Source organism: Croceibacterium xixiisoli, assembly GCF_009827305.1.
Taxonomy (GTDB): domain Bacteria; phylum Pseudomonadota; class Alphaproteobacteria; order Sphingomonadales; family Sphingomonadaceae; genus Croceibacterium_C; species Croceibacterium_C xixiisoli.
Map to the genome: position 1 here is coordinate 1,711,387 of NZ_WTYJ01000001.1, position 14,924 is coordinate 1,726,310.

18 protein-coding genes and 1 tRNA gene are annotated in these 14,924 nt (G+C 63.8%); 14 read left to right on the plus strand and 5 right to left on the minus strand.

Translation table 11 applies throughout. The features are described from left to right. The first annotated feature begins 31 nt into the window (after positions 1–31). The 5 genes from GRI97_RS08255 to GRI97_RS08270 all read left to right on the plus strand — a co-directional run bounded on the left by GRI97_RS08255 (position 32) and on the right by GRI97_RS08270 (position 5,097). Positions 32–877 carry a hypothetical protein gene (locus GRI97_RS08255; protein WP_161390564.1) on the plus strand — a complete coding sequence of 282 codons (846 nt, stop codon included), beginning with the start codon at positions 32–34 and terminating at the stop codon, positions 875–877. Positions 878–899: 22 nt separating this feature from the next. Then, entirely contained in the window at positions 900–2,132 is a 1,233-nt protein-coding gene (locus tag GRI97_RS08260; protein ID WP_161390565.1) for a recombinase RecT, read from the plus strand. Between the two features lie 20 nt (positions 2,133–2,152). After that, positions 2,153–2,323 (plus strand): hypothetical protein, encoded by a 171-nt coding sequence (locus tag GRI97_RS18385; protein ID WP_202392604.1) that lies wholly within the window; start codon positions 2,153–2,155, stop codon positions 2,321–2,323. A gap of 216 nt (positions 2,324–2,539) precedes the next feature. Continuing rightward, positions 2,540–3,202, plus strand: a complete 663-nt coding sequence (locus tag GRI97_RS08265; RefSeq protein WP_202392605.1) for a hypothetical protein — start codon at positions 2,540–2,542, stop codon at positions 3,200–3,202. After that, entirely contained in the window at positions 3,199–5,097 is a 1,899-nt protein-coding gene (locus GRI97_RS08270) for a DNA cytosine methyltransferase (RefSeq protein ID WP_202392606.1), read from the plus strand. The genes GRI97_RS08265 and GRI97_RS08270 overlap by 4 nt, the downstream gene beginning before the upstream one ends. Before the next feature lie 5 nt (positions 5,098–5,102). On the opposite strand, the gene GRI97_RS18570 is transcribed toward GRI97_RS08270, so the two are convergent. After that, entirely contained in the window at positions 5,103–5,297 is a 195-nt protein-coding gene (locus GRI97_RS18570; protein WP_235917648.1) for a hypothetical protein, read from the minus strand. Positions 5,298–5,383: 86 nt separating this feature from the next. Between GRI97_RS18570 and GRI97_RS08275 the strand changes: the two genes are divergently transcribed. The 7 genes from GRI97_RS08275 (at position 5,384) to GRI97_RS18875 (ending at position 9,865) form a co-directional block, all read left to right on the plus strand. Next, complete coding sequence (locus GRI97_RS08275; protein ID WP_161390567.1) at positions 5,384–5,632, plus strand: hypothetical protein; 249 nt, start codon at positions 5,384–5,386, stop codon at positions 5,630–5,632. Beyond that, on the plus strand, positions 5,629–6,270 hold the full coding sequence (locus tag GRI97_RS08280) for a hypothetical protein (protein ID WP_161390568.1): 642 nt from the start codon (positions 5,629–5,631) through the stop codon (positions 6,268–6,270). The genes GRI97_RS08275 and GRI97_RS08280 overlap by 4 nt, the downstream gene beginning before the upstream one ends. After that, positions 6,267–7,244, plus strand: coding sequence for a hypothetical protein (locus GRI97_RS08285; protein WP_161390569.1), 978 nt, complete (start codon positions 6,267–6,269; stop codon positions 7,242–7,244). The genes GRI97_RS08280 and GRI97_RS08285 overlap by 4 nt, the downstream gene beginning before the upstream one ends. Then, complete coding sequence (locus GRI97_RS08290; protein ID WP_161390570.1) at positions 7,237–7,482, plus strand: hypothetical protein; 246 nt, start codon at positions 7,237–7,239, stop codon at positions 7,480–7,482. Before GRI97_RS08285 ends, GRI97_RS08290 begins: the two co-directional genes overlap by 8 nt. Beyond that, positions 7,475–7,912 (plus strand): hypothetical protein, encoded by a 438-nt coding sequence (locus GRI97_RS08295; RefSeq protein WP_161390571.1) that lies wholly within the window; start codon positions 7,475–7,477, stop codon positions 7,910–7,912. Before GRI97_RS08290 ends, GRI97_RS08295 begins: the two co-directional genes overlap by 8 nt. Further along, the gene (locus GRI97_RS08300; protein WP_161390572.1) at positions 7,909–8,382 is read left to right on the plus strand and encodes a hypothetical protein; all 474 of its coding nucleotides are present in this window, start codon (positions 7,909–7,911) and stop codon (positions 8,380–8,382) included. The genes GRI97_RS08295 and GRI97_RS08300 overlap by 4 nt, the downstream gene beginning before the upstream one ends. Positions 8,383–8,545: 163 nt before the next feature. After that, complete coding sequence (locus GRI97_RS18875; RefSeq protein WP_161390573.1) at positions 8,546–9,865, plus strand: tyrosine-type recombinase/integrase; 1,320 nt, start codon at positions 8,546–8,548, stop codon at positions 9,863–9,865. Between the two features lie 49 nt (positions 9,866–9,914). Here the strand turns inward: GRI97_RS18875 and GRI97_RS08310 are convergent. Both GRI97_RS08310 and cpdR read right to left on the minus strand, forming a co-directional pair. Continuing rightward, positions 9,915–9,989: transfer RNA gene (locus GRI97_RS08310), tRNA-Val, on the minus strand. A gap of 65 nt (positions 9,990–10,054) precedes the next feature. Beyond that, entirely contained in the window at positions 10,055–10,429 is a 375-nt protein-coding gene (cpdR, locus tag GRI97_RS08315; RefSeq protein ID WP_161390574.1) for a cell cycle two-component system response regulator CpdR, read from the minus strand. Positions 10,430–10,547: 118 nt separating this feature from the next. On the opposite strand from cpdR, the gene GRI97_RS08320 reads away from it, so the two are divergent. After that, positions 10,548–11,492: an N-formylglutamate amidohydrolase gene (locus GRI97_RS08320; protein WP_161390575.1), complete on the plus strand. Its 945-nt coding sequence runs from the start codon at positions 10,548–10,550 to the stop codon at positions 11,490–11,492. Between the two features lie 316 nt (positions 11,493–11,808). Here GRI97_RS08320 and GRI97_RS08325 read toward each other — a convergent pair whose 3' ends face one another. Both GRI97_RS08325 and GRI97_RS08330 read right to left on the minus strand, forming a co-directional pair. After that, entirely contained in the window at positions 11,809–12,597 is a 789-nt protein-coding gene (locus tag GRI97_RS08325) for a SapC family protein (protein WP_161390576.1), read from the minus strand. A gap of 100 nt (positions 12,598–12,697) precedes the next feature. Then, the gene (locus GRI97_RS08330) at positions 12,698–14,131 is read right to left on the minus strand and encodes an FAD-binding oxidoreductase (RefSeq protein ID WP_161390577.1); all 1,434 of its coding nucleotides are present in this window, start codon (positions 14,129–14,131) and stop codon (positions 12,698–12,700) included. Between the two features lie 202 nt (positions 14,132–14,333). Between GRI97_RS08330 and GRI97_RS08335 the strand changes: the two genes are divergently transcribed. Continuing rightward, positions 14,334–14,894 (plus strand): hypothetical protein, encoded by a 561-nt coding sequence (locus GRI97_RS08335; RefSeq protein ID WP_161390578.1) that lies wholly within the window; start codon positions 14,334–14,336, stop codon positions 14,892–14,894. The last annotated feature ends 30 nt before the right edge of the window (positions 14,895–14,924 follow it).

Genomic DNA, 14,924 nt, shown 5'->3' on the forward strand with positions numbered 1-14,924 from the left:
GCCCGTAACAAAGCCAGTACCGGCCCGACCTGTGTTCGACGACGTCGCTCCGTGGCCGGGTGAGAACCCGCAGAGCGCCGCCCCGATCGGCCATAACAAACCTCCGCTGGAGGAGATCATTCCTGCCGAGTTCCGCGCCCTGCTGACGCGCGACAAGGCTGACTTTCTCGAGGTGTTGGAGCGCAACGTCGCCGCTGCGGATCGCGCGACGGCCACCGATGATGAAACCCTGGGCAAGTGCGCGGATCTCGTCGGCAACTTCCGCAAGATCATCAACCACATCAACGCCATCCATAAGGAGGCGAAAGAGCCGCATCTTCTGGCCGGCAGGCTGGTTGATGCCGAGAAGAATTCGCTGCTGGAATCGGTGAATGCGGCCAAGGCCAAGGTCGAGCAGATCGGCAATGCTTTCGTGGCGAAGCGCGAGGCAGAACGGAAAGCCGAACGCGACCGCATCGCGGCGGAGGAGCGCGCGGCCGCCGACCGGGCAGCTGAAGCGGAACGTCAGCGCGAAGAGGCAGAAGCCCGCGCGCGCGAAGCTGAGCAGAACGCCGCGAACAAGCGCGAGCTGAACAAGGCCCGCCGCCACGCTGACAAGGCCGCCGAACTGGCACAGCAGGAGCAGGAACGCGCCGCGCTGCTGGCCGTGGCCGCTCCGAATAATCAGCCGGTGCGCTCGGACACTGGATCGACCGTGTCCGGCAAGCAGGAATGGAAGAGCGAGGTCACGGATTACGCGGCCGCGTTCGATGCCGTGTCCGACAATCCGAAGGTCCGCGAGGCGATCGACAAAGCGGTCGCCGGCCTGGTGCGCGCCGGCAAGCGCGAGCTGCCTGGGTGCCGGATCTGGCCTGTCGCCAAAGCCAACTTCCGCTGACCCCCACCGCAAAGGAAATCAGATGAGCAACCAATCCACCGCTCTGGCCGAACGCAGGGCCATGCCGCCGATCGTAAAACTCAGCACGCAGTTGGAGCAGCGCGGCGAAGAATTCGCCAAGGCGCTGCCGTCCCACATCTCGGCCGAGAAGCTGCAGCGCACGGTGATCACCGCAGCGCAGAACAATCCCGAGTTGCTGACGGCCGATCGGCAATCGCTGATCACATCGTGCATGAAGGCGGCGCAGGATGGGCTGCTTCCCGACGGGCGCGAGGCGGCGCTGGTGATCTTCATCAACAGCAAGAAGAACGATCAGAACCAGTGGGAGAAGATCAAGACCGTCGCTTACATGCCGATGGTTTATGGCCTGCGGAAGAAGATCGTCCAGTCCGGCGAGATCGTCAGCCTGCAGACCGGTCTCGTCTATCGGGCCGAGATGGACGCGAACCTCTTCCTCTATGAAATCGGCATGGACCCGCCGATCCGGCACCGGCCCAAGCTGGATATGACCGCAGAGGAAAGCACCGACGACAACATCGTCGCGGCCTATTCGATTGCGCGCATGAAAGATGGTTCGTGGTCGGTTGAGGTGATGCGCCGCGTCGAAATCGACAAGGTCCGGCAGGCCAGCCAGACCGGCGCCACCCGCGACCGTTTCGGCAAGGAACGGCAGGCCAAGGGCCCGTGGGTTGATTGGTTCGGCGAGATGGCGCGCAAGACAGTGATGCGGCGCCATTCCAAGACGCTGCCGATGTCCGGCGACCTGTTCACCGATGTCGAAGGCCGTGAGCATGAGGCGGCGGTGAGCACGATGGCCGCGCTGGCGGTGGAGCCGGAAGCGCCGAAGTCCCTGCCTGCGAAGGAAGACCTGGGCGATTACCTGGACGACAGCATTCCAGCCTTCGACGGCAGCGACGATCAGCAGATCGATCCCGATACGGGAGAGGTTCAGACCGACAGCCGGGGCATGACCGACGTCGACGAGGAAACCGCGCGGCAGCTGGATGCTGGCGGTCCGGCTGCCGACAGCGAGGGCGAAGAGCAGGGCGAGGCCGCTCCGGACATGAGCCCGGCAGAGGCGTTCCTCGACAAGACGCGCTCCGGCATCGCAGCGGCGAAGAACGCCCGATACCTCAAAGCGGTCGAAGAGGACTGGCTGAAGAACGCAGCCGCCTATGACGATGAAATCGTCGCCGGCATCGACGCAGAGCTGACTGCGCGCCGAAAGACGCTGGCCGAAGGCGGGAAGGGCTGAACATGGACCGCCCCGGCGAAATGAAATCGTGGCGGGTGCCCAACCTGCGCGATGTGAACCCGGCGATCCGGCGCGGGCGGCTTCTTGCCGCTCGTGCCTATCGGCCCGGCACCGTGCCCCGGCACGCCATTCTTGGCGGCTATTGGGATCGCGGGTCTATCGTGCGCCAGCACATGGGCGGGGTGGTCTGATGTGTGGCACGACAACCCCGGCCGGCTGCCGGATATTGCCGTCGGCAAGCGAGTGCAGGTTGTGCTTCGCAACGGCCTCCGCCCTGCTGAGAGCTGGGCAGCGGACGGGCGGGCCGGCTGCCGCTGGCACCTCGACGGCTCGCCGTTCGACATCCTCCAATTTCAAATCGTCTGAGGTGGCACATGGCTGATCGGCCTATCATTTTCAGCGCGCCGATGGTGCGCGCTCTGCTCGACGGGCGGAAGACGCAGACGAGGCGGTTGATCAATCCGCAGCCGCCGGGGTGCGTCACCAGTGCTGGTGTGATCGCGCGAACGGGTCAGGGACAGACTGACGAATGGAGTTGGCTGTCAGGCGATCCGGCGGACATGGATAGCTGGGGGTTCGAAGGCGAGTTCAAGGCTCGCTATCGCCCCGGCGACCGGCTGTACGTTCGTGAGGCGTGGGCGCCGCTGTCGGCCTGCACGCACAATGATCCAGGCAGTCAGGCCGCAGCAGACAACGGCTTCTATAAGGCGGACGATAGCACCGTTGAAGGTGAGATCGATCGCTGGCGCCCGTCGATCCACATGCCACGCTCGGCTTCGCGCATGACGCTGCAGGTCTCCGAAGTGCGTGTGCAGCGGTTGCAGGACATCAGCGAGGAAGACGCGCTCGCCGAAGGGATCGGCCAATACGGCAGGTTCTTCGGCCTGCCCGATGCGGATTGGGATGCTGCTGAACTGACCGCGCAGGCGGCATTCCAACGTGTGTGGAGCAGCTTGCACACCGCCCCCGGCACGACCTGGGACGATAACCCGTGGATCGTCGTGGTCACGTTCGAGGTGATCAAGGGTAACATCGATGCGCTTCCCGCGCGTGAGGCGGAGGCAGCATGATGGACGGTTTGATCGTAGATAATTTCGCAGGCGGCGGCGGGGCATCGACCGGTATCGAAGCCGCGCTCGGTCGCGCCGTCGACATCGCCATCAATCACGATGAAGAAGCGATCCGGATGCACGAGGTCAACCACCCCGGCACCGTGCATATCCGCAACAACATCTGGCAGATCGATCCGCGCGAAGTGACCGGCGGGCGCAAGGTTTCGCTCGCCTGGTTCAGCCCCGACTGCAAGCATTTCAGCAAGGCGAAGGGCGGGAAGCCGCGCGAGAAGTCGATCCGCGATCTCGCCTGGGTCGTAGTTCTGTGGGCGCAGCGCGTGAAACCCGATCTGATCCTGCTGGAAAACGTCGAGGAGTTCCGAACCTGGGGCCCGCTGTGTGAACAAGGCTATCCGATCAAGGAACGCGCTGGCGAGACGTTTAAGAAGTGGTCGGACGAGCTGCGCAAGGCAGGATACAACATCCAGTGGAAGGAATTGCGGGCCTGCGACTATGGGGCGCCGACGATCCGGAAGCGGTTCTTCATGATCGCCCGGCGGGACGGTCTGCCTATCGTCTGGCCGGCACCCACCCACGGCAAACCGGATTCGCCCGATGTGCTGTCAGGCAAGCTGAAGCCGTGGCGGACGGCTGCCGAGATCATCGACTGGTCGATCCCGTGCCCTTCCATCTTCGAGCGGAAGAAGCCGCTGGCAGAGAAGACGCTGCGCCGCATCGCGCACGGCATCATGAAGTTCGTGGTGAATAATCCGGCGCCATTCATCGTGCCGCTGACCCACCATCAGGACGGCGCGCGCGGCGCGTCGACCGATCAGCCCATGGCGACCGTGACCGGCGCGAACCGGGGCGAGCATGCGATCGTGACGCCTTTCTTCGCTCGCACTGCGCATGGCGACGTGGATAGGAACGGCAAACGTCGCGGACAGGGCAGCCATGGACCGGAAGAACCGTATCCGACCGTGACGCAGAGCGGCGACAGCGCGCTCATCGTCCCTCACATCACCAAGTTCCGATCGGGCGCGGTCGGTCACGACATAGCGGAGCCGCTCCACACCGTGACGGCGAACAGCTTCGTGAAGCGACCGGGCGGCAGCGCGCCGCTGGGCGTCGTGGCGGCGGTACTGGAGCGTCAGTTCGGAAAAAGCGCAGGCGCAGACCCGCAAGAGCCAATGCCCACGATCACCGCTGGCGGCGGGGGCAAAACGGCAGCTGTGGCAGCCTTCCTGTCGCCCTTCTACGGTGAGAAGGCTGATGGCCGAGTGCGCAGCGCCAACGCTGCCGATCAACCGATCCGCACGCAGTCGACCGAAAACCGTTTCGGGGTCATTTGCGCGCATATTGAACAGGCGAACGGCGGGCCGAAGGACGTCAGCATGCGGGGCCGACGCGCTGACGATCCGCTATCGACCGTCACGGCGAGCGGAACTCATCAGCGCGTGGTTACGTCAAACCTGATCAAGCTGCGCGGCACCTGCCAGCATGGCCACCCCACCGATGAACCGCTGCATACCGTCAGCGCGGGCGGAACACACATGGCCGAGGTCAGAGCCTTCCTGATCAAATATTACGGCAACGAGCAGGACGGGCATGGACTTGATAGCCCGATCGGCACTGTAACCGTGCAAGATCGCTTCGGGCTGGTGACCGTGACGATCGCGGGCGAGGAATACGTCATCGTCGATATCGGCATGCGCATGCTTAGCCCGCGCGAGCTCTTCAACGCTCAGGGCTTCCCGCCCGATTACATCATCGACCGGGATGCCGAAGGGCGACCAATCACGAAGACCGCACAGGTTGCCAAATGCGGCAACAGCGTTTGCCCGCCGCTGTCGGAGGCGCTGGTGCGTGCGAACGTGCCCGGTGCCCGCGCAGCTAATCGGAGGGCGGCGTGATGAACCTAATGCATCGTGGTGAAGACAGACTGCGTCATGCGCCACATCTCCTTTTGCAGCATCATACCTCGCTCAGCATAATGAACAGACCGGTTAATCTCTCCGCTGTTCATAGAAGACAACCAGCGACGTTCTGTTTCCAGAAACAGATTATGAAGTCGCTTATCCCGAACGCAGAATTCATGATCGATGTATTGCATGTCTTGGATCCTTTCGAGAATCACATCTATCAAAACAGGCAGGTGCCGAGAAGACTATTGACCCACGCGTCAATAGGGGGTGCCAAATGAAGCCGGCAGACAAAGCCCGACGCACCATGCTGGCCATCGAGATCCCGCGCGATGAACTTGCGCTGCGGATCGCAGAGCAATGCTTCGCGATGACGGCACCCACCGGCACCGATCCTGCCAAGGCGTTGGACGACATGGATCGCATGGGCGGGCCCTTGCCGATGGGCGACAGCTTCCGCCGGGCCGCCGATGCCGCAGTCCAGTATTTTCACGAGCGCATCAACGCAGCGAGGCAACCATCATGATCCAGGTTAACGAAACCGCGGCCGCCTTCATGCGCGCCAACGAAGTCAGCCCCGTAAAAATGAAGCTGCGCCGCATCGGCGGCGACCGCTTTGTCCTGGCCGACGGCAGCACGCATAAGCTGACCTTTGAGGAACAGCGCATGCTGCCTACGGGATACCCGAAGTGGGTGGGCAAGCCTGCGGCTGATCAACTGGCCACCTCGCCGGACGATTGGCGCCAGCCGTACCGGTCGAGAGACGCCAGCGGCAACGACGCCGCCGCCGGCCGCGTCGCGTGGAACTGGATCGAGGATCTGGGCAAGCGGCTGCATGAGCAGGGCAGGGACGCCATGATCGAAACCGGGCGAGCATCCGCCGACGGGTTCACCATCCAGCTGTGGGAAGGAACGTCGCTGCTCGCGCTGGCGACCGTGTTCCGCGATCCAATGAACTTCTCGGTGCTGGTGCGCTGGGCGGCTGATGGGGTGGTGGGGGACGCCGCTGTCCATGAAATCGCAGTGGAGGAAATGCGCGCCGCGTGTATCGCTGCTGTCGAGGGCAAGCAGACATATGAGGCGTCTGATTTCCCCGTCTGCGACAGCATCATCCGCGCCATCAAGGCGATCCCGGCTGCCGGCCAGAAGGGAGGTGCAGAATGACTGCGCAGGACACCAATGAATTCATCGAGCGATACAAGCGCTGGCTGCAGAACACCGGATTTGATGGAGGTCCCGACAGCCCGCCGATGGTCGCGCTCGGATTGATCGAACGACAGGCCGCCGAGAACGACCGGTTGATGCATGTGATCGACCGCGACCGCTACATTGTCGCTGCGGTGATGACGGGCATTCAGGCAGCGATAAACGGGCGATATTGGCTGTCGGGAGGGCGCGGGCCCTATGAATATGACGATGACCGCTATCAGCAAGAATTTGGCGCGGCACTCAACGAGATAGAAGGGGCCATGCAGCCGCTTGGCGTCGTAGCCTTCGACAAGGCTGATTGCGCCACAGGCCCGGCCAAGGTCGAAGCCGCAAAACAGGCCGCGATCGCCTACCTCAAGCGGCCACAGAAGCGTCGCGAAATCATCGCCGCTGATCTGGGCATCCCCTGCCGCTGCACAGAGCCGCCGCTCGCCCGCCCGCTTCCTATCGTCCAGGCAGAGCCAGCTTGGACCTGCTTCCATTGCGGCGACACATTCACCGACCCCACGGCGGCGCGCCTACATTTCGGGCGCGATGAGCGATCAGAAGCTGCTTGCACGATCAAGGCAGGGGCGGAGCGCAGCTTGCTCAGGGCGCTGCGTAATGCCGAGCAACAGGCCGACGACGCCGTCCAGGCGATGCACGATGAAAGCACTGATGCGGCGCGAGCTTACCATCAGCAACGCTGTCGGCACGCTGATGCTCTGATTGCGGCGGAGGAATTGGGCTACGAGCGTGGCCTGGCAGATGGCAGCACAGCGTCGGAGGTGCTTTGCTCCGCTCTACGGCCATTTGCGGACGTTGCCGACCTGCTCAATCCGAACTGCGGCGATGCGTCGCCGATCGCGTTGTTGCCCTCATGCCCGGTTACGGCGGGCGATATCCGGCGCGCCGCTGCCGCGATGGCCGATCAAGGCAGCCATGATTGAACAGTCCCAGATCCTCGCCGCTATCGGAACCGAAGTCGTCCCGCTGTGGCGTTTCCAGAACCGACTGGACGATCTGCGCGCGATGTGGCGGCGCGGCCTGATCGAATGGGGCAAGCACCCCTCGACCGGGCTCGAAATGGTGCGCCTGACGCCCAAGGGGCGGCGATCCATCGGGCTGCCGCCGCCGGGCTTCCGCTTTGCGACCATGACGATTCCTGAGGTGGCCAACGATGACTGAACCGGTCGAGCACAAATGCGGCAACTGCGGGCTGTTCGAGCCGAACGTCAGCGATCTTCAGGGGCAGGTGTGTTGCGCAGATATTGCGCTGGATCTGCCAGATAGCTGGAACAATCGCACCGTGATGAACGCCTATCAAACGCGGGACTGCCCGATCTGGCGGCCTGTAGAGGCTCCATCCGATTTTCGGGCTGCGTTTCGTGCAGTGATGGAAGCGTCCGCTATGGAAACCCTGGCGCACCGGTTCCCTGCCAATACCTGCCCCAACAGCCGCCATGCCGCGCGCATTGCTGCAACTATGCTGGAAGAGCCCCTGCGCGGCCTGCTGACGTCTGCTGGGCAAGATCCGGAGCATATGGCGGAATCGATCGATGGTACTTTCCAATCGCTGTGGCAGGCGCGCGAAGATGCCAGGAGGGCAGGCCAATGACCCGCTTCGCCAAGGATACCAGCGTGTCGGTCGGCTCGAGCAAGGCGGAGATCGAGCGGATCGTCGAACGCTACGGTGCCGACCAGTTCATGTCGGGCTGGGGCGCAAACCAAGCCGTTATCGCCTTCGCCATGAACGGCCGGCAGATCCGCTTCGTGCTGGCGATGCCCGATCGTGCCGAGAAGCGCTTCACCCATCACAGCCGTGGCGCTCGTGCGCCCGATGCCGCGCTGAAGGAATGGGAACAGGCCTGCCGGCAGCGCTGGCGCGCGCTCGCGCTGGTGATCAAGGCCAAGCTCGAAGCCGTCGAGAGCGGCATCAGCGTTTTCGAAGATGAGTTCCTCGCCAACATTGTTTTGCCTGGCGGTCGAACGGTCGGCGACGAGATCCGGCCGTCGATCGAGCAAGCCTATCTCACCCGGGAAATGACCAATCTTCTGCCCGATTATTCGAAAGGAACGGAGCCGTGACGCCATGCGAATCGCTGGTCAAACTGGACCGCAAACTATCCCGCGCGCTCTTCAATGACGGCGGGATCAAGCTGACTGCCGAGGACCTCAATCTTCTGGCATCATTGGGGTGCGTGGCGAAAGTCGCGCAGGCAAAAGCAAAAGCGTTGGAGGAACAGGCGAAGTGTCGACAGTTAAGGGTGGTGTCTACCAGCGCGGGCCATTCTGGCTCGACCTCGTCCGGGGCGCCGACGGGAAGCCTGCAAGCGATCGATGGTACATCTGGTGGTACGACACCGGGACAGGACATCAGCGGCGGCGAAGCACGCGCACGGGAGATATTCGCTCGGCGTGCGACGAGCTAGATAAGCACTATCTCGCCAATCATCGACCCACGGACGAAGATCAGAGCGGCTACGGCGTCGCCCAAGCGATGACGGATTACTATCTCGAGCATGGCCAATCACTCCCGAGCGCCGAACCGATCCGTGCGCGTTTGCGGTTGTTCTCGCGCTTCATGGACATTGAGCAGGAGGCGAAGCGGATGCCGACGCCTTTGATGTTCGAACACATCGACGACAGCATGCTGAACCGTTTCCGCAAATGGGGCGAGGACGATCCCATTGTCGCGCGCAAGAAGGATGCGCACGGCAACTGGGTCGACGGGCAGAAGCGGAAGCGCGCCGCCTCCACCGTGGAGGAAAGCGTCATCCAGCTGAAGGCGGCGCTCAACTACGCCTTCAACAACCGCCGGGTTCGCTACGTGCCGCCGATCAAGCACAAGACCCGCGACCAGGTGTCTTCCGTCAGCACCTATCGTCTGTCGATCGATGCATTGGCCGAACTGCTCGATTACAGTTTCCGCGGGGCGGGGAGCTACAGCGCGCATGGCGAGCGGCTTCTCCCGTTCCGGCGGTACATCATTGCCGCCGTCTGCACGCTCGCCCGGCCAGACGCGATCTACGACATGAGCGTGCTGCCAAGTCGCGAACAATGGATGCGAGACGAGCGGCGCTTCGCGCTGAACCCAGCTGGGCGCATGCAAACGAAGAAGGTGCGGCCAGTGATGCCCGTGGTGGACCTGCTGCATTCCTGGCTTGCTGAAACGGACGATCGCATGATCTGCTCGGAGCGGGTTGTTCATGATCAGAACCAGCAGGTGGATATCATCGAGCAGGTCCGCGTCGCATCGGTGCGCAAGGCGTGGGACGGGGCACGGGAACAGCTCGGCATCCCCGCCGGCTTCGGGCCCAAGCTCATTCGGCATTCGATGGCCACCATCCTGGCGAATCGTCGGGTCGACTTGATCCAGCTGGAAATGGCGCTGGGGCATCGCGTGCTCAGCAAGACATCCAGCCGGTATGCGATCTTCGATCCCGATTACCTGGATACGATCAAAGGGGGGATCGAGGACGTGATTTCCGACCTCACCGCCAAGGCTGGGCCGGCAATTCACCCAAAACTCACCCAAAACGATTTGAACGTCTCGGTGCTGCGGGCATAAGAAAACCCCGATAAGCGCTTGGCTTACCGGGGTTTTTCTGTCCCGCGAATGGTGGGCGTAGCAAGGATTGAACTTGCGACCCCTACGATGTCAACATAGTGCTCTACCACTGAGCTATACGCCCACGTTTTCGCGGCAGGCGCGCCCACTAGCGCTGCCTGCATTGCATGGCAAGTACCTTAATCGGCCTTACATCGAAATTGTTGCCGCATCCTCAAACAGGCGCTCCACTTCCAGCACCAGCTCGCGCAGGTGGAACGGCTTGGACAGCACCTTGGCGCGCGGCGCTTCGCGGCTGGCGCGCAGGGTCACGGCGGCAAATCCGGTGATGAACATCACCCGCGTGGCCGGGCTGCATTCGGCGCAACGCTGGGCCAGCTCGATTCCATCCATTTCCGGCATCACGATATCGGACAGCAGCAGGTCGAAATGCTCGCTTTCCAGGAACGGCAGCGCCGCCGTGCCGCGATCCACGGCGACCACGTCATAGCCGGCATTGCCCAGCGACCGCTCCAGATAGGTGCGCATTGCATCGTCATCTTCGGCCAGCAGGATGCGGATCATGGGTGCCCTCGGTATCTTCGGTATGACCTTTACATAGGTGGATCGTGGCCAGGAAGCACATGCTATCTCGCAGGTGACCAGCTTTGACACAGGCTGCATTCGGCGGCAGCTTGCCGGCATGGCGGTTGTGGAAAATCCCTTCGACGAATCGAGCCGGAAAGTCCCGGGGGGCAGCATTCCCGGGCTTCCCGCCCATCCGGCCTTCACCCTGACCGATCCCGATCCGCTGCTGTTGCCGGTGGTGGTGGCCGTGCCCCATGCGGGCCGATCCTATCCCGCCGATCTTTCCGCGCAGATGCGCTATCCCGCCGCGGCCAGCCTGCGGCTCGAAGATCGGATGGTCGATAGCGTGGGGGAAGCCGTGGCGCGGGCGACCGGGTCTGTTCTGCTGGTGGCCCATGCGCCCCGGGCGATGATCGATCTCAACCGTGCGCCGGATGATATCGACTGGGAAATGATCACCGGCGGCAATCCCGCCGGTGCGCAGCGGCACGCGGCCGGGCGCCGGGCGCGCAATGGGCTGGGGCTGATCCCCCGGCGTCTGCCCGCCATGGGCGAAATCTGGCGTCGCCCGATGGCCCCGGCTGATCTGACCACCCGCATCGAACAGGTCCACAAACCCTATCACGGGGCCCTGTCCACCACGCTGGAACGGCTGCGCGACCTGTGGGGCGCTGCGCTGTTGATCGATCTCCATTCCATGCCCCCGCTCGGTGCGCAGCAGGGCGGGGACCGTGGCGCCGATGTCGTCGTGGGTGACCGGTTCGGGGCGGCCTGCGGCGGCTCCCTGGCGGCCGCGACCTGCGACTATCTGACCGCCTCGGGCTTGGCGGTGGCGCACAATCGTCCCTATGCGGGCGGCTATGTGCTCGATCGCCACGCGGCGCCGGCGCGCGGCATTCATGCGTTGCAGCTGGAACTGTGCCGCACCATCTATCTCGACGCCGATCTGCGCGAAACCGGGCCGGGGCTGGGCGGGGTGATCACGACGCTGACTGGGCTGGTCCGCTTCCTCGCGGCTGAACTCGCCGGCGATCAGCGCCTGCCGCAGGCCGCCGAATAGCGGTCAGCCAATAAAAAACCACCTCGTGCATGCGCACGAGGTGGCCAAGGTTCAGGGAGGAAGTACGCCTCAGCGTACTTATCCAACCAGGCCATGAGGGACGCCTGATCGAACAGAACCAATCTAAGCATCATCGCGGAATGTTCAAGGGGCTGTGTTGCGCCAAGGCCATATATTGGCGAAAAAACGCCAATCCGTGCGGCTGTCGCCATATTTTTCGCTTGGCCAGGGGTTGAGCGGTGCTCTGAATCAGACGGGCCGCCCTGCCGCATGAACGGCAGGACGGCCCGATAATGTCAGCCAAGCTGATCGTGGCTCAGTTGGGTGCGCCCTGCGCCGCCGCAGCGGCCGGGCCCTTGCCCTGGGCGGTCTGCTTGGCAAAGATGATCCGCATCAGATCCAGCGACAGCAGATGCGAGAAGATCAGCGCCAGCATGCCGCTTTCATTCCACTTGCGCAGCTGGTCGCCGCGCACTTCGCGCAGCTTTTCCTGATTGATCATCTGGAAACCGCGATAGATGAACGGCTGGGTGTTGCCATCGTTCTGCTGGATCGACACTTCGCCATCCATCAGCAGGCCGGCCTTGCTCAGCTCTTCCACGAAGCTCTGCGTGCGCAGGCCGGCTTCCTCGAAACGCTCGCAGAACTGCAGCAGTTCCCGCGTGTGTTCGCTCGCCTCGGTCCCTTCGAACAGCGGCTTGCCGTCCTCGAACTCGCCGACCAGATCGCTCGACGGGTCGAAGCACAGCGACAGATTCTCGTTTTCCGGGCTCAGCTTGGCGAGCAGGAAGGGGTAGCGGCGGATATAGGCGGGCACGTAGAAATCCTCGAGCGCCTTGCCGTCCGCGTCGAAGAACACGTTCACGCCTTCGTTCAGACCCAGCAGCGCCAGCGGCACCGGATTGTCGCCCATCGAAAACACGATCGGGAAATAGCGCTGCGCCTGCGTGAATTCGTCCACCGTCAGCGGCACGGCATGCTGCTGGCCCACCCAGGCTGCGCGATCGACATTGCGGGCCTTCCAGTCGCTGTGGTCGCGGCTGTTGAGCGGCATCAGATCCTTGTAGAACAGCGGCAAATTGTTGGCATTCGGCGCACTGGCCATGGTCACTCTCCGGATGGTATCTGTCTGGTTGAAACAAGAATCTTGAAGGGGCGGGCGGTCGCATGCGCCCGTTCACGCGCGGCTTTATAACCCGCGCCGATTATCCGCAAGGCGGCACCAGCTTGCCCGGATTGAGCAGGCCAAGCGGATCGAGCGCCGCCTTTACCGCGCGCATCATGTCCAGCTGCACCGGATGGCCCAGCCGCCCCAGCTCATCGCGCTTCAGCTGGCCGATGCCATGCTCGGCGCTGATCGATCCGCCCCATTGGGTGACAAGATCGTGCACGAAGCTGCTGATTTCCTTACCTTGCGATGCCTCCCACGGCGCCCGATCAGCGCCCTTGGGGGCCAGCACGTGGAAATGCACATTGCCATCGCCCAAATGGCCGAAGGCTATTGCAGTCGTGCCTTCATACCGCGCCTCGACCGCCGCCACCGCCTCGGTCACGAAATCCGCCATCGCCGCCACCGGCACCGAAATATCGTGCTGCATCGCCGGGCCCAGCGCCCGTTCCGCCGGGGAAATCTCGTCGCGGATGGTCCAGAACGCCTCGGCCTGCGCCTCATTGGCGGCAATCGTCGCGTCCTCCAGCAATCCGGCCTCGAACGCGCTCGTCAGCAATTCCTCCGCGCGCCCGGGCAGGGCCGCCGCCCCGGCATTGTCCGCCGCCAGCTCGATCAGCGCATGCCAGCGATGCCGCCCGTTCAGCGGCGCCCGCGCCGCCGGCAGCAGCGCCAGCACCGCGTCCAGGCTGTGCTCCGGCAAAACCTCGAAACCTTCCAAAATATCTTCGGCAAGATTTTGAACATGCAGCAGAAGCTTGCGGGCGTCGCGGATCGAATCGATCCCGGCCCACAACACCACCCGATCCGCCAGCGCCGGCTGCAGCCGCAGCGTCGCCGCGGTCACGATGCCCAGCGTCCCTTCCGATCCGATCATCAGCTGCTTCAGGTCAAACCCGCGATTGTCCTTCTTCAGCGGGGTCAGCGCGTCGAACACGCGGCCATCGGCCAGCACCGCCTCCAGCCCCAGCACCTGCGCCCGCATCGATCCATGGCGCAGCACCTGCGTGCCCCCGGCATTGGTCGCGATCAGCCCGCCGACCGTTGCCGAACCCTTGCCGCCCAGGGTCAGGGGGAAGCGCAAACCCTGCGCCGCCGCCGCATCATGCAGCGTCTGCAGCACCACGCCCGCCTCGCACACCGCCTCGCGCGGGGCCACATCGACCGACCGGATCGCGTTCATCCGCCGCAGCGACAGCAGCAGCGCCGTCCCGCTGCCATCGGGCGTCGCCCCGCCGGACATGCCGCTGTTGCCGCCCTGTGGCACCACCGGCACGCGATGGTGGCTGCACAATTGCATCAGCCCGGCCAGCTCGTTTGTATCCGCCGGCGATGCCATCGCGATCGCCGCGCCATGGAAGCGCCCGCGCCAGTCGGTCAGCCAGGGGGTGATCAGATCGGCATCGCGGGTCAGTCCACGCGGCCCGAGCAGGCTCTGCGCCGCCACCAGAAATTCGTCATTCACGCTCATGCCCCGTCTTTGCCAGCGCCGCCACAGGCTTGCAAAGGGCAATGGCAAGCGGGCGGGGGCAATCGGGCGGGGCCAGTCGGGCGGGGGCAGGCGCATTGCGGTGACGCTTTATGTCGGCCAAGTTAAGCCGCCATTCAATCACCGGGCTTAGGAACGGCGCAAGGGCCGCATCTCGCGGCAGGAGCAGGCCAGACCGCGTCAGATGTTCAGACTCGCCGCCATCCTTGTTTCCGGTGCCCTGGTGCTGCCCGCAGCCGCCGGGCCGGATGTGGCGCACGGCGCAGATGGCCGGGATATGCAAGTGCCGGAAACCGCCTTCATCGCCACTGCGCCCGAACCGCTGACGATTCTCGATGACGCGCGCCGCCTGCCCGAATTCAACCAGGTCCGCATCGAACAGCGCGTCATCATCCGCATTTCGCCCAGCAGCACCGAAACGCGCGAACGCATGATGGCCGATGTTCCCCGCCGCCCGATGCGCGAAAGCGTGCAGGAGGCGGACATGGGCCGCTGCGTCCGCATCGATTCCATCGCTGCCGCCCATCCCACGCAGGACAATCGCCTGCTGCTGTTCATGCATGATCGGCGGGTGCTCACCGCCGCGCTCGATCGGGCCTGCAGCGCGCGGGATTTCTATTCCGGCTTCTACGTCGAACGCAATCAGGATGGGCAGCTGTGCAGCGGCCGCGACCGGCTGCAATCCCGCTCTGGCGCCAGCTGCGAGGTGGAGGCGTTTCACCGCCTGATCGCCGTTCGCGACTGATCCCCTCCAATCGCGCTGATTTCTTGACTT